At 68.9% G+C, this 24,769-nt stretch carries 21 protein-coding genes; 9 read left to right on the top strand and 12 right to left on the bottom strand.

Features of this window, described 5'->3' with window-relative positions; genetic code table 11:
* Positions 1–31: 31 nt before the first annotated feature.
* Positions 32–1,456: a Kelch repeat-containing protein gene (locus D7W79_RS43570; protein WP_158616907.1), complete on the bottom strand. Its 1,425-nt coding sequence runs from the start codon at positions 1,454–1,456 to the stop codon at positions 32–34.
* Positions 1,457–1,685: 229 nt separating this feature from the next.
* Between D7W79_RS43570 and D7W79_RS07225 the strand changes: the two genes are divergently transcribed.
* Genes D7W79_RS07225 through D7W79_RS07205 form a run of 5 tightly spaced genes read left to right on the top strand, consistent with a single transcriptional unit; the run spans position 1,686 to position 6,540 of the window.
* A complete protein-coding gene (locus tag D7W79_RS07225) occupies positions 1,686–2,342 on the top strand; it encodes a hydrolase (RefSeq protein WP_120524597.1) in 657 nt (218 codons plus the stop codon).
* Positions 2,343–2,360: 18 nt separating this feature from the next.
* On the top strand, positions 2,361–2,630 hold the full coding sequence (locus tag D7W79_RS07220) for a DUF1427 family protein (RefSeq protein WP_120524596.1): 270 nt from the start codon (positions 2,361–2,363) through the stop codon (positions 2,628–2,630).
* A 13-nt stretch (positions 2,631–2,643) separates the two neighbouring features.
* Positions 2,644–4,488 carry an amidohydrolase gene (locus tag D7W79_RS07215; RefSeq protein ID WP_120524595.1) on the top strand — a complete coding sequence of 615 codons (1,845 nt, stop codon included), beginning with the start codon at positions 2,644–2,646 and terminating at the stop codon, positions 4,486–4,488.
* Between the two features lie 23 nt (positions 4,489–4,511).
* On the top strand, positions 4,512–5,894 hold the full coding sequence (locus tag D7W79_RS07210) for an alginate export family protein (protein ID WP_120524594.1): 1,383 nt from the start codon (positions 4,512–4,514) through the stop codon (positions 5,892–5,894).
* Between the two features lie 13 nt (positions 5,895–5,907).
* Complete coding sequence (locus D7W79_RS07205; protein ID WP_158616906.1) at positions 5,908–6,540, top strand: YoaK family protein; 633 nt, start codon at positions 5,908–5,910, stop codon at positions 6,538–6,540.
* Between the two features lie 6 nt (positions 6,541–6,546).
* Here the strand turns inward: D7W79_RS07205 and D7W79_RS07200 are convergent, their stop codons facing one another.
* Together D7W79_RS07200 and D7W79_RS07195 are read right to left on the bottom strand one after the other, a co-directional pair.
* Entirely contained in the window at positions 6,547–7,461 is a 915-nt protein-coding gene (locus D7W79_RS07200; RefSeq protein ID WP_120524592.1) for a LysR family transcriptional regulator, read from the bottom strand.
* Between the two features lie 85 nt (positions 7,462–7,546).
* Positions 7,547–8,299, bottom strand: coding sequence for a class I SAM-dependent methyltransferase (locus D7W79_RS07195; protein ID WP_120524591.1), 753 nt, complete (start codon positions 8,297–8,299; stop codon positions 7,547–7,549).
* A 220-nt stretch (positions 8,300–8,519) separates the two neighbouring features.
* On the opposite strand from D7W79_RS07195, the gene D7W79_RS07190 reads away from it, so the two are divergent.
* The 3 genes from D7W79_RS07190 (at position 8,520) to D7W79_RS07180 (ending at position 11,344) form a co-directional block, all read left to right on the top strand.
* Complete coding sequence (locus D7W79_RS07190; RefSeq protein ID WP_120524590.1) at positions 8,520–9,395, top strand: hypothetical protein; 876 nt, start codon at positions 8,520–8,522, stop codon at positions 9,393–9,395.
* 41 nt (positions 9,396–9,436) lie between these two features.
* On the top strand, positions 9,437–10,333 hold the full coding sequence (locus D7W79_RS07185; RefSeq protein ID WP_147441826.1) for a hypothetical protein: 897 nt from the start codon (positions 9,437–9,439) through the stop codon (positions 10,331–10,333).
* A gap of 90 nt (positions 10,334–10,423) precedes the next feature.
* Complete coding sequence (locus D7W79_RS07180) at positions 10,424–11,344, top strand: hypothetical protein (protein WP_120524588.1); 921 nt, start codon at positions 10,424–10,426, stop codon at positions 11,342–11,344.
* Between the two features lie 86 nt (positions 11,345–11,430).
* Here the strand turns inward: D7W79_RS07180 and D7W79_RS07175 are convergent, their stop codons facing one another.
* The 8 genes from D7W79_RS07175 to D7W79_RS07140 form a co-directional block, all read right to left on the bottom strand.
* Positions 11,431–12,672 (bottom strand): zinc metalloprotease, encoded by a 1,242-nt coding sequence (locus tag D7W79_RS07175; RefSeq protein WP_167497674.1) that lies wholly within the window; start codon positions 12,670–12,672, stop codon positions 11,431–11,433.
* 240 nt (positions 12,673–12,912) lie between these two features.
* Positions 12,913–14,340, bottom strand: a complete 1,428-nt coding sequence (locus tag D7W79_RS07170; RefSeq protein ID WP_120524587.1) for a dihydrolipoyl dehydrogenase family protein — start codon at positions 14,338–14,340, stop codon at positions 12,913–12,915.
* Positions 14,337–15,650, bottom strand: coding sequence for a Dyp-type peroxidase (locus D7W79_RS07165; RefSeq protein WP_120524586.1), 1,314 nt, complete (start codon positions 15,648–15,650; stop codon positions 14,337–14,339). The genes D7W79_RS07170 and D7W79_RS07165 overlap by 4 nt, the downstream gene beginning before the upstream one ends.
* 1 nt (position 15,651) lies before the next feature.
* Positions 15,652–16,668, bottom strand: coding sequence for a hypothetical protein (locus tag D7W79_RS07160; protein ID WP_208729657.1), 1,017 nt, complete (start codon positions 16,666–16,668; stop codon positions 15,652–15,654).
* Positions 16,669–16,677: 9 nt separating this feature from the next.
* Complete coding sequence (locus D7W79_RS07155; RefSeq protein ID WP_120524585.1) at positions 16,678–17,211, bottom strand: hypothetical protein; 534 nt, start codon at positions 17,209–17,211, stop codon at positions 16,678–16,680.
* Between the two features lie 132 nt (positions 17,212–17,343).
* Positions 17,344–18,675: a PQQ-dependent sugar dehydrogenase gene (locus D7W79_RS07150; protein ID WP_208729656.1), complete on the bottom strand. Its 1,332-nt coding sequence runs from the start codon at positions 18,673–18,675 to the stop codon at positions 17,344–17,346.
* 31 nt (positions 18,676–18,706) lie between these two features.
* On the bottom strand, positions 18,707–19,879 hold the full coding sequence (locus tag D7W79_RS07145; protein WP_120524583.1) for an esterase/lipase family protein: 1,173 nt from the start codon (positions 19,877–19,879) through the stop codon (positions 18,707–18,709).
* A 108-nt stretch (positions 19,880–19,987) separates the two neighbouring features.
* On the bottom strand, positions 19,988–21,775 hold the full coding sequence (locus D7W79_RS07140; protein ID WP_120524582.1) for a tetratricopeptide repeat protein: 1,788 nt from the start codon (positions 21,773–21,775) through the stop codon (positions 19,988–19,990).
* Positions 21,776–22,143: 368 nt separating this feature from the next.
* Here D7W79_RS07140 and D7W79_RS07135 point away from each other — a divergent pair, with 368 nt between their 5' ends.
* Complete coding sequence (locus D7W79_RS07135) at positions 22,144–22,449, top strand: hypothetical protein (protein ID WP_120524581.1); 306 nt, start codon at positions 22,144–22,146, stop codon at positions 22,447–22,449.
* Between the two features lie 34 nt (positions 22,450–22,483).
* Here D7W79_RS07135 and D7W79_RS07130 read toward each other — a convergent pair.
* A partial coding sequence (locus D7W79_RS07130; RefSeq protein ID WP_276375087.1) for an alpha-2-macroglobulin family protein occupies positions 22,484–24,769 on the bottom strand: 2,286 nt, incomplete at its 5' end.

Here is a 24,769-nt window from a genome sequence, read left to right as displayed (position 1 = left end):
CGAGCTGGCCAGACTCGCCGGGCCTCCGTCCCTATTGTGCGACGCAGCCGGGCTGCGTGATGACGCAATCGGTGCTGGCCTCGTTGACACAGATGCTGTCCCAGGACGTGTTGCAGCAGAACGGATCGCGCGTGCACACGGTGTTCGCGCACGTGCTGCACGTCTTGCTCAACGCGGTGCCGGACGTGCACACGTTATGGGCGCAGGAGGCGGGAGCGCCCGTCCCGCAGACGTTGTTGGTGCACGTCAGCCCCGAACCGCAGGTGCCGCAGCTCAGCGTCCCGCCACACCCGTTGGAGATCGTGCCGCAGTTCTTGCCCTGCGCGGCGCAGGTCGTCGGCGTGCACGGGTTGGACAGATCGAACTTCTCGACACTGGCCATCGGCACCATGGAGCCCGAGCTGCTGGTCGCGGTTCCGCCCAGGAAGAGGACGCGGCCGTCCGGCAGCGCGACGGTGGGATGGTTCCTGCGCGTCTGGGTGAGCGCCCCCACCGAGCTCCAGACGCCGGTGCTGGGGTAGTACACCTCCACGGTGGTGTTGTTGTAGGAGCCGCCGGCCATGACGATGCTCCCGTCGGGGCGCATGGCGGAAGGCGCGGAGTAGTGGGTGACCACCGTGTTCGAGGTGTTCGTCCAGACGTTGGTCGCCGGGTCGTACACCTCCGACATCTGCACGGAACCGGCGGCGAGCACCTTCCCGCTGGAGAGCAGGTGGAGGCTGTGGTCACTGCGGGCGGAGTTCATCGGCGCCACGACCGTCCAGGCTCCGGTGGAGGGCGTCCAGAGCTGGGCGAGGCTGATGGTGGCGCCACCTCCCGTGAGGAGGACGCGCCCATCCGCGAGCCGCACCGCGGACTGGAAGCCCATCGCGTTGGGGAGCGAGCCCGTGGCGGTCCAGGTGTCCGTGGCCGGGTCGTAGATGTGGGCCGACGTGCCGCCCGACGCACCGCCCACGCCTCCCACCACCAGCACCCGCCCGTCCGAGAGCAGCGTGGCGCTGTGTCCGTAGCTGATGCGGGGCAGGGGGGCCGCGGCGGTCCAGGTGTTCGTGGCGGGCTGATACCGCTCGACCGAGGACAGGAGGCCGCTCGGTCCGATGCCGGCCACGATGAGCACGCTGCCGTCCTGCAACAGCGTGGCGGTGTGGGAGCGGCGCGCGGCGCTCATCGAGGGGCCGGTGCTCGACGTGGCGGTGGCCGGGTCATACAGCTCCGTCGACGCGGTCTCCGTGGGAGTCCCGCCTCCCACCACCAGCACCTTGCCATTGGAGAGCAGCGTGGCGGTGTGTTGATAACGCGCCGTCAGGAGGGTGCCCGCGGGCCCCACGATGAGCGCGGAGGACTCGGAGGCCTCGACGGCGGGGACCTCCGTCTCCTGGGGGACGGTGTCAGGGCTGCACGCGAAACAGAGCATCAGGGGAACGACGATCAATGCCTTCCAAGACGACAGGGACATGCGGTGCTCCTGGGGGGTGAGCCTGGAAACATCGCAGGGGCCTCTGACAGCGACCGGGCCGAACCGCACGGTCCCAGATGACTCACACGCTCCGTTTCAATCCGATACCGGGCGTGCTGTCTGGCCGTCGAACCATCTGCGAAATCGATGGGAATCATCTCCTGTTTGCCCATTGTCGAGATGGCTTGGCCGGGTGAGGGTGTCGTCACTTCAAGGAAGGGCACCCCACATGGCGACCGCGACCGCATCCCCTGGCAAGACGCTGCTCACCCCCAGCGACCACACGCTCATCCTCATCGACTTCCAGCCGCAGATGGCGTTCGCGACGCACTCCATCCACGCGAACCAGCTGCGCACGCACGTCTCGCTCATCTCCGGCGCGGCGCGGGTGTTCAACGTGTCGACCCTCCTCACGACCGTCGCGGAGAAGTCCTTCTCCGGCCCGATGTTCACCGAGATCACGAAGGCGTTTCCGGAGGAGGTCGCCATCGACCGGACGTCGATGAACACCTGGGAGGATCCGCGCATCGCCGAGCGGGTCAACGCCATCGGCAAGTCACGCATCGTCCTGGCGGGCCTGTGGACGTCGGTGTGCATCGTCGGTCCCGCGCTGTCCGCGCTGGACCAGGGCTTCGAGGTCTACGTCATCGCGGATGCCTGCGGTGACGTCTCCCCGGAGGCCCACGAGCGCGCCATGGCCCGCATGGTCCAGGCGGGCGCGCGGCCCATGACGTCGCTCCAGTACCTCCTGGAGCTCCAGCGCGACTGGGCCCGGAGCAAGACGTACGACGCCGTCGTGAACCTCGCGAAGGAGTCGGGCGGCTCCTACGGCCTGGGCCTGCTCTATGCGAAGACCATGTTCGGCGGAGGCGAGGGCGGTCACTGACCCCCGGGCCTTCCGGTCATGAAGATCTATCTGGTGTCGATCGCCGCGGGGATGCTGATGGGCGTCCTCTACGGTCTGCTCGGTGTGCGCTCCCCCGCGCCACCCCTCGTCGCACTGGCGGGACTGCTGGGCCTCCTCGTCGGAGAGCAGCTGGTGCCCGTCAGCCGCCGGTTGCTTCGCCGGGAACCCCTCACGGCGGTGTGGCTCACCGAGGAGTGCATACCGAAAGTCACTGGTGTCCCTCCCGTGTCTCCGGAGGATGCTCCACCCCCAGGCTCCAACCCCTGAAGGAACACGCCGCATGCCCCCGGACCTCATCCTGCATCATGGCCGGTTCACCACCTTGTTCCCGGGCGCGCCGGAGGCGGACGCCGTCGCCATCACGGACGGCCGGTTCTCCGCGGTGGGCGCGGCGAGCGACATCCTCCCGACGCGGGGCGCGGACACGCGGGTCATCGACGTGGGGGGCCGTCGCGTCGTGCCCGGCCTCATCGACAGCCACACCCACGTGATTCGCGGCGGGCTCAACTACAACCTCGAGCTGCGCTGGGACGGGGTCCGGTCGCTCGCGGATGCGATGCGCATGCTGCGCAAGCAGGTGGCCATCACCCCCGCGCCGCAGTGGGTGCGGGTGGTGGGCGGCTTCACCGAACTCCAGTTCGCGGAGCGGCGCCTGCCGACCCTCGAGGAGCTGAACGCCGCCGCGCCGGAGACGCCGGTCTTCATCCTCCACCTCTACGACCGCGCGCTGCTCAACGGGGCGGCGCTGCGCGCGTGCGGCTACACCCGGGACACGCCGAACCCGCCGGGCGGTGAGATCCAGCGCGACCGGCACGGGAACCCGACGGGGCTCCTGCTCGCGAAGCCCAACGCGCAGCTGCTCTACGCGACGCTGGCGAAGGGGCCGAAGCTGCCCGCGGAGTACCAGGAGAACTCCACCCGCCACTTCATGCGCGAGTTGAACCGCCTGGGCATCACCGGCGTCATCGACGCGGGCGGTGGCTTCCAGAACTACCCCGACGACTACGCCGTCGTGCAGAAGCTCGCGGACGCGGGCCAGCTCACGCTGCGCATCGCCTACAACCTGTTCACCCAGAACAAGGGCGCGGAGGCCGCGGACTTCCGCGCGTGGGCGAAGCAGGTCCGGCCGGGGCAGGGGAGCGACCACTTCCGCCACAACGGCGCCGGGGAGATGCTCGTCTTCTCCGCCGCGGACTTCGAGGACTTCCGCGAACCGCGCCCGGAGCTTCCGGCGGACATGGAAGGCCAGCTGGAGGAGGTCGTCCGGGTGCTGGTGGAGAACCGGTGGCCGTGGCGCCTGCACGCGACCTACGACGAGAGCATCTCGCGCGCCCTGGATGTCTTCGAGCGCGTCCACCACGACATGCCCTTCCGGGGGCTGCACTGGTTCATCGACCACGCGGAGACCATCTCCGAGCGCAACATCGATCGCATCGCCGCGCTCGGTGGCGGCATCGCGGTGCAGCACCGGATGGCGTATCAGGGCGAATACTTCGTGGAGCGCTATGGCGCGGCGGCCGCGGCCCACACGCCGCCCATCGCCCGGATGCTCGCCGCCGGTGTCCCCGTGGGGGCCGGCACGGACGCCACGCGGGTCGCGTCCTACAACCCCTGGGTCTCCCTGTCGTGGCTGGTCACCGGGAAGACCGTCGCGGGGACGCAGCTGTACGGCGAGGACGCGCTGCTCGACCGGGAGACCGCGCTGCGGCTCTGGACCGAGCGCAACACCTGGTTCTCGTCGGAGACGGGCACGAAGGGGCAGCTCGCGGTGGGGCAGCTCGCGGACCTGGCCGTGCTGTCGGCGGACTACTTCCGCGTCCCCGCCGAGGAGATCTCCCGGCTGGAGTCCGTGCTCACCGTGGTCGGCGGCAAGGTGGTGCATGGCTCGGGTGGCTTCTCGGACTTCGCACCGCCGCTGCCCGCGGCGATGCCGGACTGGTCTCCGGTGCGGAGCTTCGGCGGGTACGCGTCCTCCCCCGCGCAGGCCCATGGGACGGACCGCGCGGACGCGCCGCATGCGTGCGGCGTGCATGCGCATGGCAAGGCGGCCTGGCGCCGGCCGGTGCCCGTCGCGGAGGAGCCGACGTTCTGGGGACTCCTGGGTTGCTCCTGTTGGGCATTCTGAGCGGAAGGACACGGGAAGCCCTCATGCCGTGCCGTTCACGAAGCGCGTTCGTCCTCGTCCTCTCCGGGCTGCTCGGCGTGCCGCTGGCGGCCCGCGCGGAAGACCTCCCGGAACCGCGCGAGGCGCCACGGTATGCGGCGATCCGCTACCTCGAGGACTGGACGGACCCGCTGCGGCGGACCGGCGAGGATCCGTTCGACCGCGTCAAGTACGTCCCGCTGGGGGAGGGGGCGTATCTCTCGTTCGGAGGCCAGCATCGGCTCCGCTATGAGCTGACCCGGGGGCTGGACGGTCCGCTGGCGGAGAGCGTCCTCTTCTCCCGCAACCTGTTGCACGTCGACGCCCATGTGGGCTCCTTTCGCGCCTTCGTCCAGATGGGCGCGCATCTGGCGCTGGGGGCGCCTGCCCGGGACGCGCCGCCGGGAAGCGACCTGTTCGACGTGCAGCAGGCCTTCGTCGAGTGGCGCGCCGTGGCCCGGAAGGCCCGCTTCGTTGCCCGCGTCGGACGCCAGGAGCTGTCGCTGGGGTCAACGCGGTGGGTGAGCACGCGGGACGGGACCAACGTCCGTCAGGCGTTCGACCTGGCCCGCCTCACGGTGAGCGGCGAGGGCTGGAACGTGGAGGGCTTTGGCGGCGTGGTGCCCCAGCTCCAGCGCGGCGTGCTCGATGACGCGCCCGCGTGGCGAAGCCGGTTCTGGGGGCTCTACGCCACCGTGGAGGTCCTTCCGCGAAGGCTGCTCTCGATGGATGTCTTCTACCTCGGGCGCGACCGTCCTTCGGTGACCTACGGGGACGTGGAGGGGCGCGAGCTGCGCCACATGCTGGGCGTGCGGGTGTTTGGCGAAACGCCGGGGGGCTTCGAATACATCGGACATGCGCTCGCCCAGGCCGGAACGGTGGACGACGCCGAGGTCCTGGCCTGGGGGCTGGCGGGAGGCCTGTGGCAGCGGCTGCCCTTCGCACCGCTGAGGGTGGGCGTGCGGGGGGACGCGCTGAGTGGTGACCGCCACGCCGGCGATGGCCGGGTCTCCACCTTCCATGCCTGGTTCCCGAACCAGACCTTCTTCAGCGCGTTGCCGTTGATCTACCCGTCGAACCTGTACGAAGTGCACCCGATGGCGCAGTGGAACCTGGACCCGGTCGCGCTGGAGGCGGGCTGTGTCTTCTTCTTCCGGCAGTCGGTCCACGACGCCGTCTACACGCCACCCGGGGACGTCCTCGTGCCGGCCTCGGAGTCACAGGCCCGCTACACCGGCGCGCAGCTCTCGCTGTCGCTCGGATATCGCGTCACGCGTCACTTCATGTTCAATGCCGAGTACTCGCACGTCTTCGCCGGGCCCGCGCTGCGTTCGGCCACCGGCCGGGACGTCGACTTCTTCGGCACCTGGACGACCTTCACCTACTGACCCCGGTATGCCCATGACTTCCAGCCCTGCCTCCCGCACCGCCTGGGTTCCCGCCGCGCTCGCGTTCATCGCGGGCTACGCGGACGCCGTCACCTTCGTGGGCGCGGGGGGCATCTTCTGCGCGCACGTCACCGGCAACTTCGTCGTGCTCGCCGCGGATCTCGCGCGCAACGCCAAGGCGGACGAGTGGCTCAAGCTGTCCACCTTCCCCCTCTTCGTCCTGTCCGTCTACCTGGCCACGCACCTGCACCGCCGGGTGGAGCGCTCCGCGCGCACGCTCCTGCTCCTCCAGGCCGTGGCCTTCGGCGCGGCGGCGGCCGTGCCGTGGGCCATCCAGGGCACGGCGGCGCACAAGGTCGTCGTGGTCTTCGCGGTCATCGCCATGGGCATCCAGAACGCGATGCACCGGGTGTCGCCCTCGCTGGGGCCGATGACGACCGTGATGACCGGCAACGTCACGCAGTGGTTCGTGGAGAAGGTGATTCCGGGGGCCCCGGAGAACGCCGGCAAGCATCGCTCGCTGGGCTTCATCATCCTGGCGTTCGCGCTGGGGTGTCTGGGGGGCGCGTTCGGCGTCCAGCACCTGGGGTTCCCGGCGCTCCTCGTCCCCGGGGTGCTGGCGCTGTGGGTGCGCAGCCGGTTGTGAGGGGGCTCACGCCGTCTTGCGGCGGGCCTCGCGCGCGCAGAGCTGGGTGAGCTGTTCCAGCAGCCAGCGGTGCGCGGGTCCGAAGACGGTGTCGCCGCGGTAGATGGCCAGGAGCTTGAGCAGGTTCTCCTGGTCGCTCCAGGCCATGGGCCGCAGGGCCACCAACCTGCCTTCGCGCAGGTCGTCGCGGATCAGATGCTCCGGCAGGGTCCCCCAGCCCAGGCCCGCGCGCAGCATTTCGTGCTGCGTGTAGAGGTCGCTGACCCGCCAGGTGCGCGGTGACAGGCCGGCCTGGTCGGAGACGCCCGCCTCGCTGCATTCGGAGAGCACGACCTGGATGGCGTCCACGAAGTGCCGGCGGGCGAGGCGTCCCTTGTGGGCCGCCAGGGGATGCCGGGGGCTCGCGACAGGCAGCACCCGGATGGGTGACAGCGCCTGCGCTTCCAGCCCTGGCGCCAGCCCCGGCAGGCTCGCCACCCCCAGGGTGGCCGTGCCGTCGAGCACGCGGGCCGACACGGCGGACATGACCTGCGTGTCCACGCGGAGGTCGACCGAGGGGAACTCCCGGGTGAACGCGCCGCACAGGTCGATGAGCGCCTTCCGCGGGAAGAAGGCATCCAGGCACAGCGACACCGACGCCTCCAGCCCCAGGGTCATGCCGGTGGTGAGCCGCCGCAGGCCGTCGACCTCGGAGAGCACCCGCCGGGTCGACGCGAGCACCGCCTGGCCCTGGGGCGTCAGCGTGGGCACCTTCGTCGAGCGATCCCACAGCGGCACGCCCAGCTGGGCCTCCAGGTTGGCCATCGCCGTGCTGATGGCGGACTGCACGCGGCGAAGCTTGCGCGCCGCCGCCGAGAAGCTTCCCTCCTCGACGACAGCCACGAAGGCGCGAAGCTGGTCGAGCGTGACGGGGTCGAACATCCAAGACCCATCCCACGAACCCGGGCGGAACCGCCAGCCGGTTTGACCTGATGCCGTCAAGCCGGGTACCGCCTGGAGCGCTCGTCTAGCGGGGGATGAGGATGACGTCCTCATCCTGTGCCAGCCGGTACGTCCCGTCAGGCTGCCGGCAACGCTCGGCGTGCGCACGGATCCGCGCATCGAGGCTTCGCCACGCGTCCGGACTCAGGTCCGCCAGCTGGTCGGCCGTGAAGCACCCCTCCAGCACGAGGAAACGGCAGAGCGTCTCCATCTCCTCGAAGGTGTTCGCGGCGAACCCGCTCATCGTCGCGATGGGCTCGTGGGGCAGCTGCTTCCGCCGCAGCTCGGTGGCGATGTGCTCGCTGAAGAACAGGGTGTCGGAGAACTCACGGCACATCTCATACGTCGGCCCCCGGGCGGCGGCCATCACCATCAGGCAGGTGCCTCCCGGGCGCACGAAGCCAAGCAGTCTGTCGATGAAGCCGCCCCATTCCGAGACAGGCACGTGGTACATGACGTGTGAGCAGACGACCAGGTCATACCGGTCCTGCGAGTCGAACCCCTCCAGGGAGACCGGGAGCACCTTCGCCTTCTCATGGCGGAAGCGGGCGCTCTGCTCGGGATTGGGTTCGAGCAGGGTGAGCGAATCGAAGAGCGGCGCGAGCCGCTCCGCCACCGAGCCCGCCCCCGCGCCGACGTCCAGCAGGGTGGGGCGCACGGGAAGCCCGGGCAGCAGCCGCTCCGTGACGATCTGGTGGATGTTCTGCGGATGCGTCGCGGACGCAGCAAGCAGGCGGAACGCCGTGGCGTACTCCTGCGGTGACATCGTGATTCCCATGACTCCCCCTGGATGCCGGGACTGGCTGTCTGGCAAACGCTACCACTCCGTCAGACCGGAGGCTCGGGGCAGGGTTGGGACGGGTTGAAAAAGGGGGTGAGGGAAAATCGCTCCGGATTTCGTTGAGGGGGCAGGGCCGGAAGAAACGCACGGCGAACGCCGCGCGGCTCCGGCTGCATCAGGCCATCCACACACCCCTGACGGGGCGGAGACTCGGACCATGAAATTCCGGAAGCAGACACTGCCGTTGCGGAGCGCGGCGCTCGCGGGGGCCCTGCTCCTGCCCGCGGCGGCGCTGGCGGACGAGACCCATGTCTATGGCATCGCCAACTTCGGAGGCGCGGGACAGTGCAACGCGGATTCGCACTCCGTGCACACGAAGACGGCGGCGGAGTTCGCGGGCTACTTCAACTCGCTCGTGAGTTCCGGCCTCTGGTCGGACGTGCGCACCATCAACAACTCGAGCGCCCGCGCGGACCTCTGGACCGACGCCTCGAAGGCGGCCGCGGTCGACGCGAAGGACACCCTGGCCAACGCCGGCGTGGACGACGCGGACGTCCTCTTCGTGCACACCCACGGCGGCCACAACGAGTCGTCCCTGCGCAGCTGGCTGGTGATGGGAACCGACGTGGACTCGTGTTCGGCCATCACGGACATCCACATGAACCTGGGCAACGGCAAGCTGAACATCGCCGTCGTGAAGGCCTGCCAGTCTGGCGACTACCAGGTCTGGAAGCAGGGCGGGTACCGGCAGGCGCTCGTGACGCCCACCAGCGGCTTCAGCATGTGGAACGCCTTTCACGGTGACTCGTCGTGCGGCAACTTCGTGAAGCGCTACGTGAAGCGCTACGTGTCGAGCTCGCGCAGCGACGGCGTGGGCGAGAACTGGATCGACGAAGCCTACGACTGGGACATCGGCAAGAACAACGATGACTGCCCGGTGTCCATCGTCTTCGGTGAGACCAAGGCGGCGCGCGTGGCGATGTTCGAGAACGGCGGCTGGCGGGACCGCAAGAACACCGGGAGCAAGGTCGCCTCCACCTACTTCTACGTGGGGGGCTGCGACCCCTCCGGCGGGCAGAAGCTGCCCGAGTGACCGCTGCCGCCCTCGCCTTCGACAAGAAAGAACGAACCGCCATGAAGACCCATTTGCTGATCCGCTTCCTGTCCGTCCTCCCGCTCGCCGCCGCGTCTGGCTGTGACAGCGGTGCCCTGATGGAGCCCGACGCCGCGCCCACCGCGCAGGTCTCCCGCGCGACCGTCGGCTTCATCTTCGACTCCACGGCGCTCGCCACGCCTCCCACCGGAAGCATCCCCACCACGCTGCTTCCTGGCTCGGCGTTCGATGCCGCCGTGCTGCAGCGTTCGCTGGTGGGAACGACCGAGCCCTTCTCCCAGGCGGAGGTGCCGGTGGGCACCCGCTTCGACATGGAGTCCCAGACCTGGACGATCGAGCGCGACCCGTCCGAAGGCCAGGTGCTGGTGCTGAACAAGGTGGGCGCGGGCCCCGAGACACCGCAGGATCCCGCGGTGTTGCAGCGGAACGCCCTGGCTCGCCTGCAGCGCTGGGGCATCCCCACGGCGGAGCTGGGGGCGGTGCGGCAGGTGAAGTCCTTCACCCAGAGCGAGGACAATGGGGTTGTCGAAGCGCCCGCGCTCCACCGCCACAAGACCTTCGTCATGCGCGCCATCAATGGCATCCGCGTGGAGGGCCACCGCGCGGTGGTGTCCCACGGCCCGGATGGCAGCTTCCAGCGCGCGCTCATCAGCTGGCCGGCCCTGGCCCGCTCCGGCCACCTGCTGCGGACGCGGCTGACGACGGCGCAGATTGAGCAGCGGGCGCGCGAGGCGCTGGCGGCCGAGGGAGAGACCACGGGGAACGTGCACCTCTCCTGGAAGTACGTGCCCACCCAGCTCAGCACGGGCGAATGGGCGCTGACGCTCCAGGTGGCCGCCGTGATGCCCCCGGTGACCGGCACGACGAGCACCGAGGAGCCGCGCGTCATCGACGTGGACGTGAGCGCCGTTCCGTAATCCCGGAGCCGCCACCCTGAGGGCCGAGGCATTTCATCGCTGAGGCCCCGCTGTACACTGGGCGCTCCAGCTTCATCGGGGGGACGCACCATGGCGGAAACCGAACTCGTCGCGAAGCTCTCCATCCGGCTGCGGGGCTTCGTGATGCCGGACAGCGACTCGCAGTTCGAGGGCTACGTCGAGCCCGGCACGTACTTCGTGCTCGAGCACAAGAAGGGCTACCCGACGAAGGCCACCGACTACGCACGGCTGGAGGTGCCGACGCTGGGGGCGCTCGACACGTGGATCTGCACGCGCTGGAAATCGCAGGCCTACGCGAAGGTCTTCCTCGCGAAGAAGCCTCCGCCGGTGCGGCGGCGGACGTACGAAGACGAGCCCCTCGCCGTGTCCGAGGCGGTGCTCGTCGGGCTGCTGAAGGACTTCACCGACTATCGCTACGACCTGGACCGGGCCTATTACCCGTGGGCGCTCCCCGGCATCCGCGTCCCGCTGGCGCCTCCGCAGCGCAACAACTGCTGCACCTTCGTGGAGGCGCTGACCGTGAAGGCCTTCTCCGACGTGCACGGCGCGGAGTTCGCCTGGGACGCGCGAAGGCACCGGCAGATGATGATCGCCTCCACGGAGGACTATTTCTCCCCGGTCACCGCCGCCATCGAGAGCGGCATGGCCATCCTCCCGCCGTCCGAGGACACGCCTCCCCACCCATGGACGCTCATCCAGGGCTGGCGCAAGCAGTGGGACTCCGGCCACACCTTCCTCGTCGTGGACCACCACGTGGAGACGGACAAGGTCCTGGTGCTGGAGTCCAACGTCTATGAAGGGCTCAACGGAGTGGGCTTCCGAAACCTCGGCAACCTGCGGGACCTCGGCGTCGACCTCCTGGGCGACAGGCCGCTCGGCGACTGGTGGACCCGGAGCGACGTATGGACCTGGCGGCGCATCTGCTCCACCTACCTGTCCCGGAAGCAGGCCTGGCTGAAGGTGAAGGACCGCGAGCTGTCAGGGCTCTGAGTGCTTCCAGGACCGGCATGTCCGCCGGGCCCCCGTGAAGGTGGACCCGGCGGCGCGATGCGACGGTTCAGCGGGGACGGCGGTGACTACCGGGCGTCAGGCTGGGGCACGGTGAGGCAGGGCTCCATCTTCTCCGGGGGAACGATGTACAGCTCCTCGCGGCCCAGGTCCTGGGTGATGCCCGACGTGGCGAAGCCAATCTGCCCGCCACCGTCATACGCGAGCGCCAGCCAGTCGTTCTGCGACGCGGGGAACACGTCGGCGACGCCGTTGCGGTTGAAGTCCCGGGTATAGGTCGCGGCATCGATGCCGCCATTGTTGTTGAAGTCCAGGTTGGTGCTCGCGTTGCCTGTGACCTGGGCGTCGTTGAAGCGAAGCGCGCTGATCTTCGCGAGGTCCGCCTCGGTGGTCGTGCCCGCGGGCGTGAACGCGCCGCCCTCGTTGACGCTCAGCTCGTTGAAGGCGGCCACCTGCACGCGAGAGTAGTCCAGCACGTTGTTCAGGCCACCGATGCCGAAGCCATAGAACTGGTACTCGTAGTTCATGATGCTCAGGTAGTTGGGCTTGTAGTTGGCGTTGTCGGTACCGCCGTGGCGCAGACCGATGTTGTGCCCCAGCTCGTGCATCAGGGTACCCGCCCGCTGCAGCTCGGTGGCGGCGACGAAGCCCAGCGTCACCACGAAGTCATGCGCGGGGATGCCGCGCGAGATGCCGCTGGAGTTGCCACCGTCGTACCGGTTCGCGAACAGCATGTAGTGGAAGTAGGGCGCGCGGTTGGCGGCGAAGTACTTCGCCTTGATCTTGTCGAAGTCCGTCCAGACGGGATTGAGGTCCGCGTCCGCGTCCGCCGCGGCGATCTGCTGGTCCACCACCACGTGCAGCGTGATGCCCTTGGAGCCATCCGGGTTCGACACCGGCGCATTGGCGAAGGCCGTGATGACCCGGTTCAGCAACGCCTGGCTCGGCTGCTGGCCCGCGTAGTAATCCGCCTCGATGAAGATGTCCTTCCTGCGCGCGTTCGCGCCGAGGGCCGTCAGGTCCAGGCCGCCGCCGAAGCCGAACGACTCCGCGTAGTCGTTGAGCCGGTCCCCGTCCGTGTCCGGGTTGCTGGGGCTGGTGCCCAGCAGCGACTCCACCACGTCGCAGACGCCGTCGCCATCCGTGTCCGGCAGGCCCGAGCAGGCGGGGATGGGCAGCGGGATGCCCAGGGACGTCACACCCTGCTGGGTCGTGGCCAGCTCGGTTTCAGGAAGCTCCGCGTCCCCGCACCCCGTCAACCCCAGGAACACGACGGAAGCGGTCAGCAGCGTTTTGTGCAGCTTGGACATGGGGGACCTTTGGTTCTCAATGGACTGGCTTGGTGCCAGTCGGTCCCTTCCATGTGTTCTACAGGCTTTTTCGGCTATTCTTTTTTTGCACGTCTAAGTCAGTTTGAAGCGATCAGGCAATAATTGCCGTAAACGTGGAGCCGCCGGGCGCCCCTGATGCGGGCCCCGGCGGCGGAGTGCGACTTCAATGCATGTAGGCTGATGACTATCGGAAGAAGGGGGCCTGGAGGACGCGGCCTATCAAAGAAGCTCCGCGAGGCGTGCTCGATCCACATCGACCTGGAGCTGGCGGGCCGCGATGGCCGCTGCACGCCCCAGGACCCCGGGATAGGTGGGAAACGAGAGCGGGACGCGGGCCAGCGCATCCACGGGCATCCCCGCCGCGATGGCGATCGCCGCCGTCTGCACCAGGTCGACCGCCCGTTCACCCACCACGTGGCAACCGAGGATCCTCCGCGTGGCGCGGTCGACGATGAGCTTGCAGAACCCATTCGTCCGGCCGTCGATGAGGGTCCGCGTCGTCGAATCGAAGCGCACCCGCGCCACGACGACGTCGTGCGTTTGACGCGCCTTCGCTTCAGTCAGGCCCGCCTGCGCGTACTCGGGGTCGGTAAAGCTGCCAATCGGAGACACCGCGTCCGGGACGGTGATCATCGGAGTGCGCGCTGCGTTGGAGCCCGCGACGAACCCGTCCTGCAACGCCTGGGGGACCAGCATCATGCGCCCGGTCACGTCTCCGGCGGCGAAGATGTGCGGCGCGGACGTTCGCAGCTGGGCGTCGACGCGCACGAAGCCTCGCGAGTCGGTCTCGACGCCCGCGGCCGCGAGGTTGAGCGCGGAGGTGTCGGCCGTCCAGCCCACCGCGACGACGACGAGCGCGGCCTCGGCGCTGTCCCGCACGCCGTCCCGGGAGAAGACCATCCGCACACCTCCCGGCGTCTTCTCAAAACGCTCAATCGAGCCGAAGGCCTCGCGCACCCCCATGCCGGCCTGACGAAAGGACTCCGCGACGGCGGTGGACACGTCTTCGTCCTCGGTCGCCAGGATGCGCGCTCCCGCCTCGAAGAGCTGTACCCGCGTGCCGAACGCAGTGAAGATTGACGCGACCTGGGCGCCCGTGGCGCCACCGCCGACCACCAGCATCGATGGCGGAACGGCCGTCAGGCTCCACGCATCGCTGTGGGTCGCCGTGAGCTCGAAGCCCGGGATTGGAAGACGCCGGCTCACGCCGCCCGAGCAGAGGATGAACTTCTCCGCTCGAAGTCGCAGCCCGCCCTGGGTCTCGACGGTGTGGGGGGCCACGAATCGCGCCGCGCCTGCGTGCTCGTGGACGGTGACCCCCGCCGCGTCAATCTGTTCGCGCAGGGCCGCCTGAGCGCGAACGTCGCCGGCCACCTCGCGCACGCGGGTGAGCAGTCGCGAGTAGTCCAGCACGGGCTCGCTCACCGAGATGCCATAGCGCCCCAGCTGCCGGGCGTCGCGGAGCAGCCGCGCCGCGTGCGCCAGCGTCCTCACCGGCACCGGCCCGTCGTGGGCCGCCATGCCGCCGAACGCGTCGCGGGTGACGAGGGCGGTCCGGGCGCCCAGGTCGCCAGCGCGGAGCGCCGCGAACAGCCCCGCGGGGCCGGCACCGATGACGACGACGTCCATGCTCTCCGGGTCTTTCATGTCCGCAGCTCCGCCAACCACCGCAGCGCTCTCAGCCCGGGCATGAAGCAGTACTCGCCTCCGCGTGTGACCACGAACCGCGAAAGGCCTTGCAGACGCCTGGGGATGGGGCGCTTCGGGAATGAGAACACGCCAGTCCCGTCGTGCGCGCCAGCGACGGGGTCCTTCGCATCGCCCAACCCGAGGAACTCACCGCCGTTGATCCACTCGGACTGCACGAACTCGAACTGCCGTCCGAGGTGCGCGCCGATGAAGGCGAACATCAGGCCCCGTTCGGCGCCATCGTCCTCGGTGACTCCCTCGGGCAGCTCCGGCCCGTAGGCGGTTCCGCGCCGGATCATCCGATGGAGCCTGACCACGCCAGCGACGGACGCATCGCGCGGGTTCGCGCGCCGGATGTGCGACGCGGCAGGCGTCTTGTAGCCGGTCGCGTCGTCCGCATAGTGGAAGTCATTGTTGCGCGACGGGTCCGCGCCCAGGCCGGGAGCGTCGTGGTGAGGGCACAGCGCCAGCGGCGCGCCGCTGCGCCACCGCCCCATCATCTTCGCGGCCAGGAGGTCTTCGTCCGCCGGGCTGCTCGCGAGGTCCTTCAGGTACTGCCTGAACGCGGCCACCCGCTGATGGAGCTTGCGGAAGGCGACGTACGTCCCATTGCGCCCCAGGACGTCAGGCTGGGGTATCGGGGACACGCCGCCCGTCTCGTCGGGATGGCCGAGGACGAACTCGCCCGCCTTGAGCGGCTCCTCGTGGGGATTGCTTCCGGGAATGCCGCTGCCCTCGACGGCCGGATGGCTGATGCCGTCCTTGAACCCGAACGGCTCCTTGCCGGTGCTCAGGGCGTGGCAGTCCTGACGCCAGACGGCCGTGATGCCGCCAAGCTCGCTCAGGGCCTTGCGCGCGCGCTCCAGCGCGGCCTCGAGCTGGGCCTGATCCGGAGAGAGCGCCGTCAGCACGACGTGGACGTCGCTCGTTCCCAGCGGCGGCTCCCAGTGCTCGGGGCTGCTCTCGCCGTCGTCTCCCAGCGCCTTCGCCCGGGCGGCCATTCCCTGCCGGAACTCCCACGCGAAGCTGTCCAGGGAGTCCCGCGGTACGCCCAGCGCCTGGAGCCCGTGATACGTGAGCGCGACGCTGAGCGAGCAATCCGAGCTCGGGCTGCCCGGATGGTCGGCCGCGGTCACCGCCGAGCAGAGCCGCCGCATCAGCTCCCGTCCCGCGCTCCGGTCGTCGATGCGGAGGAGGATGTAGGTCGCGACGTACGGAGAAGGCCGGGGCCGCAGCACTCCACTCTGGATGTCGTCGAGTTTGAGCATCTCAATGCGCCGTGGCGAGGTTCTTCCAGAAGCGCACGAGGCTCTCGTCCGCCCCGAACAAGGTGCTGAAGATGGTGGAGTCGGCCACCAGCACATCACCGGCCCTGCCGTCGCCCGGCGGCATCCACACCAGCGCATTGAACTCGGTGTTGCCCGCGTTCGTGAACGGATGGGGCCGGGTCCGGTCGATGGGCTGCTTCGCCAGGACGCGAACCGAACGGGAGTCCTCCGTCGTGACCGCGTAGTGCGGCAGGTGCATGTGGAAGTTGAAGTTCTGGACCCCGGTGAGCCAGCCGCGCGTGTCCAGTTCTTCCATCACCGTCAAGGGGGCGCTCCGGTTCGTGCCTTCGACGACGGCGGGGCGGAGCCCCCAGCGATTCTCGACAGGGATTCCCAGCCCCTTCATCAGCGAGCGCGTATAGCCGCCGAAGCGTTGCTGACGAGGCACCAGGGCGTCGCCATGGTGGGCGTATTCCTGGGCGCGTTCGTTCAAATCCGGCGAGTGCCCGACGTCATGGTGAGGGCCTATCACCAGACAGGTGTCTTCGCGCTCGAGGAACGCGCGGACCGCTTCTATCTCCTCCGGGGCCGCCTCCTGCCCGGTGACGTTGTGGTCCAGACCGAAGATGAGCAGGGTGTCCGCGTCGGCGAGGACCCGCTCGTCGAGCGGCAGGGTGAAGCCCGCCTGGTCCACCCGCTGAAACATGGGGACCTTGTTCCCGGTGACCTCTTCCATCACCTGCTGGAACTTCACCCACGCCCAGAAGAAGAGCTCCAGTGAGCCCGCGATTCCCTGCTGGAACCTCAGTGGGTCCGCCCACTGGGGGGACTCGTAGCTGGGCCAGAGCGCCCGGCGGACCTCGGCCATCGTCGAGAACCGGTTGTCCAATTCGTCAGGCGTCCGATTGGCTTCTCCGGGGTAGCTCCAGGACGTGTAGACGCTGACGCGCCGGTGCCCCTTCGAGTATTTCCTTGGCGCGTGGTTCTGGTTGTACGTCCGCCCGAACGCTTCACTCATGACTGGCTCCTACTGCATCTGCTCGAGCATCTCGGTGAACGCGGCCTTGAGCTTCAAAGCCTTCTTGATCTCATCGCTCGTGAAGTAGGGGTATTCGCCATACTCGAGGAAGCTGTTGCACTGGTGGTCCCGGATGAACTTGACGAACGCAGACGCATTGGTCTTCCAGTCCATGGGAAAGCCCTCGAGGTTCTCGAAGGCAGTATTGATTCCGGACTTGGTGAAGAGAACGACCGCGTCCTCGGTGTACTTGTCGAAGTCGGTGTCGAAGATGCCCTGATACATGAACCGGGTGTCGTCATCGAAGAGCACCCAGCGGAGGTAGTGGAGCTTGAGCGGCGCGAGAAATTCGGGGTCGGCCTTGAGCGTGTCGGCCAACCTCTGGCCGTAGCCGCGAATCGTGTCGGCGCGCCCCGGCTTGACCTTGGCGATGACCGTGAAGCCATAACAGGCAGGCGTCTTCGGGAAGATCGGACCGTACTTCCCCCTTTCGAGGTGCTCGGTCGACCTGGGGATGGCTATGGCCTGGGGCTTGATCTCCATCGCGGGGCTCCCTTTGCTCTGACAACTCAAGCTCGGAACGAGGCTCACACCCGACAAGGGGGCCACTGCCTTCGAGCGGAAGAGCACACGTGGAGCCGCTGGGGGCCTGGCGTTCCCGCCAGGCAGGGGACTTCAGGGAGCGCGGCCCGGCGGGGTGGTGGGCCCCGGGGTGAGCTTCCACAGGCGGCCGTTCGAGTCGTCCGTGAGCAGGTAGAGCGCACCGTCGGGCCCCTGGACCACCTCACGGATTCGCGCGTTGCGGTCCGTGAGCAGGCGCTCCTCGCCGACCACGCGGTCGTCCTTCAGGACCAGCCGCACCAGCGCCTGGCTGGACAGACCGCCGATGAAGAAGTTCCCCTTCCACTCCGGGAAGAGCGCCCCCGAGTAGATGGTGAGCCCCGAGGGCGAGATGACCGGATCCCAATAATAGACAGGCTGCTCCATGCCGGCGGCCTGCGTCGTCTTGTGGATGGGCTCGCCCGAGTATTCCTCGCCATAGCCAATCGTGGGCCAGCCGTAGTCCTTGCCGGCCTCGGGGCGGTTGAGCTCATCACCTCCGCGCGGTCCCATCTCCACGATCCAGAGCCGCTGCTGCGCGTCCAGGGCCGCGGAGAGGACGTTGCGGTGGCCGGAGGACCAGATCTCCGGCCGGGCGTCCTTCTTGCCCACGAAGGGGTTGTCCTGGGGGATGGAGCCATCCGGGAGGATGCGGACAATCTTGCCGAAGTCGCTCTTGAGGTCCTGAGCTTGGACGCGGCCCGGGAGGATGGAGCGCTCGCCGAGCGTGACGAAGAGCTTGCCGTCCGGAGTGAAGACGAGCCGTCCGCCCGCGTGCAGCGTGGACTCGAGCGTGGGCTGCATGCGGAAGATGACCTGGAGGCCCTCGATGCGCGGCTTCGGGCCGTCCACCAGCCGTGCGCGCGCCACCGCGAGCCCGTTGCCGCCCTCGCGCGGCTCGTAATAGGTCCAGTAGATGAGCCCGCTCTTCGCGTAGTCGGGCCCCACCTCCACGTCGAGCAGTCCGCCCTGTCCCCGGCCGTCGACCTTGGGGAGGCCCGCCACCGGGGGCGACTTCTTGCCCGCGGCGGTGACGATGTAGAGCGAGCCCGTGGGCTTCTCCGTGACGAGGAAGCGGCCATCCGGCAGGAACGCGATGGCCCACGGTTTGTTGAAGCCCGAGGCGACCTCCGTCACGACGATGGGCGTGCGCGTCTTCACCGCCGGGGCGCGCGTCTGCTGCGGGAACGCGGGCTTGAACTCCGGGACGTTGGGGGGCGCGGTCTCCACGGGCGCGCCCTGGGGGATGTCGCCCTGTCGCGGCACGGACTGCTGGCTGTCCCCCCCGCGGCCCGGGGCGAGGTTGCCCTCCTGGCGTGTCGGCGGGCGGGGCGTCTGGGCCTCCGCCTCGGGAGCGGCGCTCAGCAGGAGGGAGGCGAGGAACGGGGTCACGAGTGCATGGCGCATGGGGTGACTCTCCGTCCAGACAGGCGGGACGTCACCCGTCGGCGAGCACGCGTCGCTCCGCTTGGTTGCCTGGGTGAACAGTCGCGGCGGCGCCCACCGTGAAGTCGATCACCCGGTCCCACATCGCCTGGAACTGGGGCTCCTGGAAGTGGGCTCCCGACTTCAGCCAGCTGATGTACTCCGGGGGCTGGTCGAAGTGGCCCATGACGTCCATGTGGTCCGCGACCGCGACGTGGAGGACCTGTCCCCAGACCTGGGCACGGCTCGGAACGATGCCGTCGCTCCGGGCCTCGAACCTCCTGCCGAGGACATCCTGGAGGGCCTGGGACTGGGCCTCCGTGCGTTCGGGGACCTGGAGCTCCCGGGACAGGGGCGCGCTCTTGTCATACAGGAAGGAGAAGAGGCCGTGGAGGAGCGCGTCCGGGGTGAGCAGCATGCGGAGGGTCTGCGTGGGCAGCGGGGCCCCCGTGACGACGCAGCCGTAGCGCACGTCCTCGCGGTCCGCCGTGTGCGCGTTGAAGGCCCGCATGCTGACCGGCATGAGGTCCTCGATCAGCGCCTGGTTCTCGCCCACCTGGCTGAAGAACCGGATGAGGTCCTCGCGCTCGCTCTCGGAGAGGTCCACCGTCAGCCGGACGATCTGGTTGAAGAGGTTGGGCGGCAGCTTCGCCTCTTCGCTCCTCAGGACAAGCCAGTAGCACGCCTGGAGCGCGGCGGTCCGGAAGGGCATGGCCTTGCGTTGCAGGGCGAGGAAGGTGAAGAGCCACAGGTAGCGCAGCATCGTCTTCCCCACGTCCCCTTGGTGGAAGAAGCTGGCCAGCGGGGTGCCGTAATGCGGGGTGGCGATGGTCACCACGGAGCGCACGCGCTTCACGAAGGCCGGAGCCTCACCGGCCATGCGCGGTGAGACGACACTCCGCGCATCCAGCCCGCCCGTGGAGTGCCCGACGAGGTGGAGCTGCGCGTCGTCCTCGTTCGCGGTCCGCGCCATCTCCCGGAACACGTCGCGCGCCCGCGCCTCCAGCCCGGAGGAGGGGGAGGAGGCCACGGCATGCACCCGCGCGTCGATGCCGCGCTCCTTGAAGCGCTGCTCGAGCAAACGGGGGACGTTCTGGAAATAGGCGATGCGCTCTGATTCCTTGTCCCCCATCTGGGTAAAGCCAAAGAAGCCGGGGACCAGATAGACACGGTGCCGGTTTGCCATGAGGAAAGCCTAACGTGAGGGTGGCCCCCGATGCCGAGGGTTGCGGTTCCAACGTGAAGTCCCGAACCGTTGGCCTGGGAGGCAGGCATTGAGCCGCCGCTGCGGCGCTCACTGCTGGTCGCAAGCCGCGGAGAGACCGGCGCGGCAGGCTTTCCCAAAGTACGCGGAGGCGAGGCTTGCTGCCTCAGGAGCTCCGCGACCCTGCACCTGCTTGTAGAGCAGGCCGAGGTTGAAGCAACCCTGGGCCGCGCCCATCGTGCAGGCCTTCTCAAAAAACTCGGCGGCCCGGCGCCCGTCCGGAGGCACTCCGCTGCCTTTTGCGTAGTGAATGCCGAGGGAGTTGCAGCCCATGGCCATTCCGCCCGTGCAGGCCTGCTCCTGCAGCGCCGCGGCCCGGCGCTCGTCCTGAGATACTCCACGGCCCTTGCCGTAGAACAGGCCGAGGTTGAAGCAGGCCGTGACCGCTCCGCTCGAGCAGGCCTTCTCAAAGAGTTCGGCGGCCCGGCGCGCATCCTGAGGCACTCCATGGCCGTTGTCGATGAGCACGGCGAGGGAGTTGCAGCCCTTGGCCACTCCGCCCGTGCAGGCCTGCTCATACAGCCCCGCGGCCCGGCGCTCATCCTGAGGCACTCCATGGCCTTTCTCGTGCTGCAGGCCGAGGTTGAAGCAACCCTCTGCAAAGCCCCCCGTGCAGGCTTTCTCAAAGAGTTCGGCGGCCCGGCGCCAGTCCTGAGGGACTCCGCTGCCGTTCGCGTAGCGAGCGCCGAGGGAATTGCAGCCCGTGGCCATTCCGCCCGCGCAGGCCTGCTCAAGCAGCGCGGCGGCCCGGCGCGCGTCCTGAGGCACGCCGCTGCCTTTCACGTAGGACAGGCCGAGGCTGAAGCAGCCCGTGGCCATTCCGCCCGTGCAGGCCTGCTCATACAGCGCCGCGGCCCGGCGCACGTCTTGAGTCACGCCACGGCCTTCATCGTGGAGCAGGCCGAGGTTGAAGCAGCCCTTGGCCTCTCCGCCCGTGCAGGCCTGCTCATACCGCGCCGCGGCCCTGCGCGGATCTTGAGTCACGCCACGGCCTTGCTCGTGGAGCAGGCCGAGGTTGAAGCAGCCCTTGGCCTCTCCGCCCGTGCAGGCCTGCTCATACAGCGCCGCGGCCCTGCGCGGATCTTGAGTCACGCCACTGCCGTTGTCGTGGAGCAGGCCGAGGTTGAAGCAGCCCATGGCCATTCCGCCCATGCAGGCCTGCTCATACAGTGCAGCGGCCCGGCGCGCGTCCTGGGGCACGCCAAAGCCTGTCTCGTGTTGCACGCCGAGGCCGAAGCAGCCCGTGGCCGCTCCACCCGTACAAGCCTTCTCAAAAAGCTCGGCGGTCCGAAGGTCGTCCTGCGGCACGCCGCTGCCTTTCGCGTAGGACAGGCCGAGGTTGGCGCAACCCATGGCCGATCCGCCCGTGCAGGCCTGCTCATACAGCGCCGCGGCCCGGCGCTCGTCCTGCGGCACGCCGCTGCCTTTCGCGTAGCGAATGCCGAGGGAGTTGCAGCCCTCGGCCGCTCCGCCCGTGCAGGCCTGCTCATACAGCGCCGCGGCCCGGCGCTCATCCTGAGGCACTCCATGGCCCTTGCCGTAGAGCAGGCCGAGGTTGAAGCAACCCTCGGCCACTCCGCCCGTGCAGGCCTTCTCGAAGAACTCGGCGGCCTGGCGCGCGTCCTGGGGCACGCCACGGCCTTCCGTATTTTGCGCGGCGACGGAGACGCAGCTTTCGGCATTCCCTCCCTCACAGCCTTCTTGGCGCGTGTTGGAAGACAAGGCCGCCTGCCCCCCCGTGGCACATCCCTCCAGCAGCCCGATAAGGAGACAAAGCCCGACGCTCAGCCGTACCGCGCTTCCTTGCGCTCCTGACATTCCGTGTCTCCCCCCTGAAGGGCGATACGCCCGCACGCACAAACCTTGCTGGGCCCGGTCCTCGAATCACATGCGCCGGCAAGTCGGCGATGATGCATAGCATTTGCGGTCAGAAGACAGAAGTCGCTGTCCGGAGTGGAGCCACGCGCACCTCCCTGGTTTTCGTCGTGAGACGTACACTTCGAAAGCGGAGGGTCTGTCATTCACCACACGCCATGCCCCCCAGGGTGTTCCCGATGTTGTGTCGAGCACCCTCCGGAGCTACCTCGCGACAGCGGAAGGGCGACGCTCGTTGCCCGCCTGCCCACTCTTGAGGATCATCCTGGGTGACGCGCTCAAGAGGACGCGTCTCACGCAGGGGGGATGGCTTGCTCTTACAAATCATCGTCTTTCTTCTCTTCATCGGTGCGGAGAAGCTCGTGAATCGAAGCGCGAAGCGCCCGCTGATGAATGGTGCCGGATGGTATCTGGTCGTGGCCTCCATCATGTTCGTGATGGGCTTTGTGCACATCAACTCGGTGGTGGCCACGGGTGATATGGGGATGCATGCGGAGCTGTTGGGGCGCCTGATTGGGATCTTCATCTTTCCCGTAGGCACCGCCATCCACTACGCACGAAAGTTCTCGCGTGAGAGGGTGGCTGCCGCCAGCGAGGAGTTCACCGCCTCGCCTTGAGCGTCCACCCACTCCGGACGACGGTCGCTCGCGGCTACGGCTTCGGGGCGATGGTGACCTTCACGCCCTCGCTCCACGTCTTGTGCTCGTCCGCGTAGTACAGGTACGCGCGGCTGGAGGGGCCCGTGTACGTGCCAGGCACCGCGGCCACCAGGGACAGCGGCACGTCGATGCGCTTGTGGGGCTCCATGCCCCGCCAGTACAGGACCACGTCGCGCCCGAGCACCTCGTACGCATCCACCACCTGCCGCTTCACCAGCTCCTTGAGCTGGTCGTGCCGCACCTCCAGGCCGCCCGGCACGCCGAAGATGGCCACCGCCGTGGGCAGCCGCTGGCCCGTGCGGTTGGCCACCACCACCCGCGCCTCCGTGGGCTCGCCCTCGGTGAGGGCCGTCTTCGCCAGCGCCACCTCCAGCGTCACCGCCGTGTCCTTCGAGCTGTCCGGCGTCACGCTGTTGTAGGTGACCTCCACCGAGTACGGCAGCTCCGCGCCGCCCTCCATCCGCAGCTCCACGCGGCGCTCGCCCGCGCCCAGCAGCGCGCTCACGTCGGGCAGCTTGAGGGCTTCCTGGGTGGAGCCGTCGAAGCGCACCGGCTCGCCCACCGCGCGGCCGTCCACGTAGACGCGCACCAGGCCCGGGGTGAGCTTCGACGCGCGCGCCTTGTCGTAGGCGATGATGGCGCGCAGCGCGAGCACCGTGCTCTGCGTCGCGCCGTAGCGGCCACCGTCGCTGGACTCCGCGAGGAACTTCATCGCGCGCTCCACATTGCCCACGTAGGCGGGATCGCGCATCCACGCCAGCACCGCCAGCGCGGTGGTCTCGATGTTCAGCGTCTCCCCGGAGCTGCCCACGATGGACTGCGTCGCGCCGCCCACCACGCCGCCCTGGCCCTGAGAAGCGGCGAGCCGGCCCATCAGCGTCCGGGCCTCGGCGGTGTCGCCCGCGAGCGCCAGCGCGTTGGCCGCCAGGGCCACCACGTAGCTGTTGGGGCTCTTCGCCGCGGCGGCCTTCAGCGAGGCCACCTCGCGCGACAGCTCCTTCGCCTGCGACGCCGGCTGGGCCGCGCTCTCCAGCAGTGTCCAGAGGATGTACGCGTTCGACGTGTCCGCGTCCTCCACCCACACGTGCAGCGCGCGGCGCTTGCGGTTGAAGCCGCCCTGGCCGTCCCGCTGCTGGAGCAGCCACTCGCGCGTGCGCTCCAGCATCGCGGTGTCCACCTCGCGCACCTGGCGCATGTCCGTGAAGTGCAGCAGGCCGAACGCGGTCAGCGCCTCATGGCCCGGGTTCTGCCCGAACCACTCGTAGCCCTTCTCGGACGTCTCGTAGCCCACCAGCCGCTGGTAGCCGCGCTCCAGCTTCTCGCGCGCGCTCGCCACCAGCTCCGGGTTCACGCTGGTGTGCGTCTGGAAGTACTGCTGCGCCATCGTCATGGGGTACGTCGTGGAGCTGGTCTGCTCGAAGCAGCCGGAGGGCTCCTGGATGAGGCGGGCCAGCGACTCCGTCATGTTGGCCAGCGGGCCCGGGTACACCGCGATGGACGTCCGCACGCTGCCGGGCACCAGGCCCTGGGGCAGCACCACCCGGTGTGCCGCCGGCCCCTTCGCGGACAGCAGCCCGCCGAAGGACACGCGGCCCGGGAAGCCCCGGGGCTTGATGGACAGTGTGCGGGTGACGACGTCGGTGTACTCGCCCGCGCTCGCCGTGAGCTTCACGTCCACCGGCCGCGCCTCCTGGCCAATCTCCAGCGAGAAGAGCTGCCGGGCCCGTGCCTGTGACGCCAGGTCCAGCGTGGGGCCGCCGGAGACCTTCACGTCGCCCTTCAGCTCCACCTTCACCCCCGCGCCCGAAAGCCGCGCCTGCGTCCCATTCACCAGCGCTACCGGCAGCCGCACCACGTCCCCTGACGTCACCTCGAGCGGCAGCTTGGGCTCCGCGTAGAAGGGCTGCACGGACTCCAGCTCCGCCACCGCCGAGCCGAGCGCGCCGTCACCGCCCACCGCGCCTGCGAACGCCTTGAACGTCGTCACGGAGTCGCTCATCGCGAAGGACACCCGCGCCTCGCCGGTGCGGGCATCCGTGCGCACCCCGGCGTTCCAGTAGAGCGTCTCCGCGAAGTCGACCCGGTCGCCCGCCTTGCGGTTCGGCCGCGCGGTGTGCGCGAACTCGCGCAGGTAGAGCAGCTGCCCCTGGAGGACCTGCTTGTCGTCGAAGCGCATGTCCTTCTTCGCGCGGAAGGCCTTCCCCGCCATCATCGGAGCCTCTTCCTCCTTCGCCACCTGGAGCACGGGGGCCGGGGCTTCGTCCGCCGGGGGCATGGG

It is taken from the genome of Corallococcus exercitus (assembly GCF_003611585.1).
In the GTDB taxonomy this organism is placed as follows: Bacteria; Myxococcota; Myxococcia; order Myxococcales; family Myxococcaceae; genus Corallococcus; species Corallococcus exercitus.
This window is presented reverse-complemented; position numbering and strand designations above follow the sequence as displayed.

Bases quoted from the DNA above. Each gene is read 5' to 3' on its own strand.
- D7W79_RS43570 (WP_158616907.1), bottom strand. From the start codon at position 1,456: ATGTCCCTGTCGTCTTGGAAGGCATTGATCGTCGTTCCCCTGATGCTC.
- D7W79_RS07225 (WP_120524597.1), top strand. From the start codon at position 1,686: ATGGCGACCGCGACCGCATCCCCTGGCAAGACGCTGCTCACCCCCAGC.
- D7W79_RS07220 (WP_120524596.1), top strand. From the start codon at position 2,361: ATGAAGATCTATCTGGTGTCGATCGCCGCGGGGATGCTGATGGGCGTC.
- D7W79_RS07215 (WP_120524595.1), top strand. From the start codon at position 2,644: ATGCCCCCGGACCTCATCCTGCATCATGGCCGGTTCACCACCTTGTTC.
- D7W79_RS07210 (WP_120524594.1), top strand. From the start codon at position 4,512: ATGCCGTGCCGTTCACGAAGCGCGTTCGTCCTCGTCCTCTCCGGGCTG.
- D7W79_RS07205 (WP_158616906.1), top strand. From the start codon at position 5,908: ATGACTTCCAGCCCTGCCTCCCGCACCGCCTGGGTTCCCGCCGCGCTC.
- D7W79_RS07200 (WP_120524592.1), bottom strand. From the start codon at position 7,461: ATGTTCGACCCCGTCACGCTCGACCAGCTTCGCGCCTTCGTGGCTGTC.
- D7W79_RS07195 (WP_120524591.1), bottom strand. From the start codon at position 8,299: ATGGGAATCACGATGTCACCGCAGGAGTACGCCACGGCGTTCCGCCTG.
- D7W79_RS07190 (WP_120524590.1), top strand. From the start codon at position 8,520: ATGAAATTCCGGAAGCAGACACTGCCGTTGCGGAGCGCGGCGCTCGCG.
- D7W79_RS07185 (WP_147441826.1), top strand. From the start codon at position 9,437: ATGAAGACCCATTTGCTGATCCGCTTCCTGTCCGTCCTCCCGCTCGCC.
- D7W79_RS07180 (WP_120524588.1), top strand. From the start codon at position 10,424: ATGGCGGAAACCGAACTCGTCGCGAAGCTCTCCATCCGGCTGCGGGGC.
- D7W79_RS07175 (WP_167497674.1), bottom strand. From the start codon at position 12,672: ATGTCCAAGCTGCACAAAACGCTGCTGACCGCTTCCGTCGTGTTCCTG.
- D7W79_RS07170 (WP_120524587.1), bottom strand. From the start codon at position 14,340: ATGAAAGACCCGGAGAGCATGGACGTCGTCGTCATCGGTGCCGGCCCC.
- D7W79_RS07165 (WP_120524586.1), bottom strand. From the start codon at position 15,650: ATGCTCAAACTCGACGACATCCAGAGTGGAGTGCTGCGGCCCCGGCCT.
- D7W79_RS07160 (WP_208729657.1), bottom strand. From the start codon at position 16,668: ATGAGTGAAGCGTTCGGGCGGACGTACAACCAGAACCACGCGCCAAGG.
- D7W79_RS07155 (WP_120524585.1), bottom strand. From the start codon at position 17,211: ATGGAGATCAAGCCCCAGGCCATAGCCATCCCCAGGTCGACCGAGCAC.
- D7W79_RS07150 (WP_208729656.1), bottom strand. From the start codon at position 18,675: ATGCGCCATGCACTCGTGACCCCGTTCCTCGCCTCCCTCCTGCTGAGC.
- D7W79_RS07145 (WP_120524583.1), bottom strand. From the start codon at position 19,879: ATGGCAAACCGGCACCGTGTCTATCTGGTCCCCGGCTTCTTTGGCTTT.
- D7W79_RS07140 (WP_120524582.1), bottom strand. From the start codon at position 21,775: ATGTCAGGAGCGCAAGGAAGCGCGGTACGGCTGAGCGTCGGGCTTTGT.